The following is a 3971-nucleotide window of genomic DNA, read 5'->3' as shown; positions in this document are numbered from 1 at the left end:
GCAGAGAGGTCACACCCGTTCCCATACCGAACACGGAAGTTAAGCTCTCTAGCGCCGATGGTAGTTGGGACCTTGTCCCTGTGAGAGTAGGACGTCGCCAAGCAACTAAAAACACAAGTCTTTTGACTTGTGTTTTTTTATTTCCCATGAAATAGGTTAGGTTCTGTTAGTAAAAATGATGAAATATAGTAAGGGATTTTTTGAGCAGAAATATTAAGAAATTGATAAATAAATGGATAATCTTCAGAGCCATAGCTTCCAAGTAAGTCATACCACCAATCTGTTTCATACCTAGAAATCATGCTTAAATTATAGAGCAATAAATAATGAACAAGGAGTTCAGGTAATACTGGCTTAGGATTTCTAGGATCAGTCGTAAGTGGTAAATAATAAGTATTAGTAAGATGTTCATAGTATAAAGGAGTACTGTACATAGGATTCCATGATTGAATGGGCGCCGTAAAAAGTAAATTCGATTCATTAGTTTTCTCAGGTACGTGTCGCATTGATAAATGCTTACAAGATGTTTCAATGTAGCGAGAAAATCTCTCTTTAGTCATATGTAATCGATCTAGTAGGTTGACTGAAAAGGAGAGCTCATTTTTAATTGTTGAATCGATTTTATATAAAGTTGATCCTTTTTGACTATAGCGAAACAAATTTTGTAATTCTGGAATATTTCCCATTAGTTCTAACATGTTAAATTTTTCTGCTTCTAAGTGTTTCATGTGAAACAGTTGTTCTGCAACATGAGTAAACAATCCGTTTTTTTGTATCTTCACCTCATCTTCTAAAAATTGATACCCTTGTTTTTTTCGTTTGCGAGTTGTAACGCCATGAGCTAAAACAGTAGTGGATTCAGGATAGTTAGGATCAATGGTTAGTAGACATGCTTTAAAAAGTTGACTAATTCCATAAAATAACAACATTGGTTGAATAGAAAATGGAGCTTTCTTATATAATTCATAATAATTTTTCCCGTGTTCTAGGTAATAAATAAAGGGATAACAATTTTCAAAACTTTTTTTTTCGGCATCCTGAATAGAGGATTTTTCATAACAACGGGCAAGATAACGTTGTACGTTTTGAGATGAAAAAAAGAAACTTAACTGCTGCCAAGTATAAGATGTTTGATGCATATATTACGCTCCTTTTATTGTCTAAAAATTCTAACATATATATACGTCCTTGACAGTATTTTAACCAATTGATAAGCTACTAATAATAATTTCTGGTATCATAGGGGGAACAATTATGTGGGAATCTAAATTTGTTAAAGAAGGTTTGACTTTTGATGATGTATTACTTGTACCAGCTAGGTCAGATATATTACCAAGAGAAGTAAGTGTTAAAACAGTTTTATCTGAAAGCTTACAGCTAAACATCCCGTTAATTAGTGCAGGAATGGATACAGTAACAGAAGCTGACATGGCTATTGCAATGGCTCGCCAAGGTGGTTTAGGAATTATTCATAAGAATATGTCTATTGAGCAACAAGCAGAGCAAGTTGATAAAGTAAAGCGCTCTGAAAGCGGCGTTATTTCAGATCCTTTCTTCTTAACTCCAGAACATCAAGTATATGATGCAGAACATCTTATGGGAAAATATCGTATCTCAGGTGTACCGGTTGTAAATAATTTAGATGAGCGAAAATTAGTTGGTATTATTACAAACCGTGATATGCGTTTCATCCAAGACTACTCAATCAAAATTTCTGACGTAATGACAAAAGAACAGTTAATTACAGCTCCAGTTGGTACTACACTGGAAGAAGCTGAAAAGATCCTACAAAAGTATAAAATTGAAAAACTCCCTCTTGTTGATAATAACGGTGTATTACAAGGGCTTATTACAATAAAAGATATTGAAAAAGTAATTGAATTTCCAAACTCTGCTAAGGATAAGCAAGGACGCTTATTAGTTGGAGCAGCAGTTGGTGTAACAGCTGATGCTATGCTTCGTATAGATGCATTAGTAAAAGCTAGTGTAGATGCAATTGTACTTGATACAGCCCATGGGCATTCTAAAGGTGTTATTGATAAGGTAAAAGAAGTTCGTGCTAAATATCCATCATTAAATATCATCGCTGGAAATGTTGCTACAGCTGAAGCAACGAAAGCATTAATTGAAGCTGGTGCAAACGTAGTTAAAGTTGGTATTGGACCAGGTTCTATTTGTACAACACGCGTTGTAGCTGGTGTTGGTGTACCACAATTAACAGCAGTTTATGATTGTGCAACCGAAGCTCGTAAACACGGTATTCCAGTTATCGCTGATGGCGGTGTTAAGTACTCTGGTGATATGGTGAAAGCTTTAGCAGCAGGAGCACATGTTGTTATGCTAGGTAGTATGTTTGCTGGTGTTGCCGAAAGTCCTGGAGAAACTGAAATTTACCAAGGTCGTCAATTTAAAGTGTATCGTGGTATGGGTTCTGTCGGTGCGATGGAAAAAGGAAGTAAAGATCGTTACTTCCAAGAAGGAAATAAAAAACTTGTCCCAGAAGGTATCGAAGGACGAGTGCCATATAAAGGACCTTTAGCAGATACAGTTCACCAATTAGTTGGTGGCTTACGTGCGGGTATGGGATATTGCGGGGCACAGGATTTAGAATTCTTACGCGAGAATGCACAATTCATTCGTATGTCAGGTGCTGGCTTACGTGAAAGCCATCCTCATCACGTACAAATTACAAAAGAGGCTCCAAACTACTCATTATAATGTCTTATATACAAATAGACAGAGATTTGATATCTCTGTCTATTTTTTTTTGATTATGTTAGAATAACGGTTATGTGAGTACATAGATATTGGGGGTAACAAAAGTGAAAGGTATGTTTTGCAAAAGATTCATTGCTTTGGTAACAGTGATTACACTAGCTTGTAGCATTTTTATGCCATATAGCAATGCATCAGCTGAAACAGGAGCCGCTTTAAACATTGAAGCAGGTGCGGCAATTTTAGTAGAAGCGAATTCTGGGAAAATTGTATATCAAAAGAATGCAGATGAATTATTATCCATTGCCAGTATGACAAAGATGATGAGTGAATATTTAGTTCATGAAGCAGTGGATAAAGGAAAACTTAAGTGGGACCAGAAAATTAAGGTTTCTGAATATGCATATAAGGTTTCACAAGATGCTTCATTATCAAATGTTGCGTTAGAAAATGGTGGCTCTTATACAGTAAAAGAGTTATATGAGGCAATGGCAATCTTTTCTGCAAATGGTGCAACAATTGCATTAGCAGAAGCAATTGCAGGTAAAGAAGTAGATTTCGTAAAAATGATGAATGATAAATCGAAAGAACTAGGATTGAAAAATTATAAATTTGTCAATTCTACAGGTTTAACGAATAAAGATTTAAAGGGAATGCATCCTGAAGGAACAACAGCGGATGAAGAAAATAAAATGTCTGCAAAGGATGTTGCAACTTTAGCACAACATTTAATTAAAGATTATCCAAAAGTGTTAGATACAGCAAAAATTCCTAAAAAAGAATTCCGTCCAGAAAAAGAGAAGTTTGCAATGTCAAACTGGAACTGGATGTTAAAGGGCTTAGTTAAAGAATATGATGGCGTAGATGGTCTGAAAACAGGCTCAACTCCAGAAGCAGGAGATTGCTTCACTGGTACGGTTGAAAGAAACGGTATGCGTTTTATTTCTGTAGTTATTAAAACAAGTTCTCATACAGCACGTTTTGATGAAACAAAGAAGCTATATGATTATGGATTTGCTAACTTTGAAGTGAAACAAATGTATAAAAAAGGTTCTTCAGTAAAAGGACAAGAAACAGTAAGAGTAGAAAATGCGAAAGATAAAGATGTAGCAGTTCAAACGAAACAAGCTATTTCACTTCCAGTGCCAAAAGGAAGTAAAGATGTTTATAAAACAGAATTAAAAGAATCAAGTAAGGGACAAGAAGCACCTATTAAAAAGGGAGCTGCGCTTGGTCAAATGGTAATTACGCCAAAA

The 3971-nt window shown here is 35.4% G+C and carries 3 protein-coding genes and 1 rRNA gene; 3 read left to right on the top strand and 1 reads right to left on the bottom strand.

Annotated features, from left to right (window positions below; all coding sequences use genetic code 11):
• Window positions 1-103: ribosomal RNA gene (gene rrf, locus MR167_RS30885) — 5S ribosomal RNA — on the top strand; the annotation flags it as partial.
• Between the two features lie 34 nt (window positions 104-137).
• Here rrf and MR167_RS30880 read toward each other — a convergent pair.
• Window positions 138-1139, bottom strand: coding sequence for a YaaC family protein (locus MR167_RS30880; RefSeq protein ID WP_000554297.1), 1002 nt, complete (start codon window positions 1137-1139; stop codon window positions 138-140).
• A gap of 115 nt (window positions 1140-1254) precedes the next feature.
• Here MR167_RS30880 and guaB point away from each other — a divergent pair, with 115 nt between their 5' ends.
• Both guaB and dacA read left to right on the top strand, forming a co-directional pair.
• Complete coding sequence (gene guaB, locus MR167_RS30875) at window positions 1255-2718, top strand: IMP dehydrogenase (protein WP_000264089.1); 1464 nt, start codon at window positions 1255-1257, stop codon at window positions 2716-2718.
• Between the two features lie 113 nt (window positions 2719-2831).
• Window positions 2832-3971: D-alanyl-D-alanine carboxypeptidase DacA (gene dacA, locus MR167_RS30870; protein ID WP_242316193.1), on the top strand; the 1140-nt coding region annotated here is incomplete at its 3' end.

The sequence above is a fragment of the Bacillus cereus group sp. BfR-BA-01355 genome, assembly GCF_022663675.1.
GTDB classification, from domain to species: domain Bacteria; phylum Bacillota; class Bacilli; order Bacillales; family Bacillaceae_G; genus Bacillus_A; species Bacillus_A thuringiensis_S.
The sequence above is the reverse complement of the archived record's forward strand: the minus strand, read 5'-3'. Positions and strand labels throughout refer to the sequence as shown.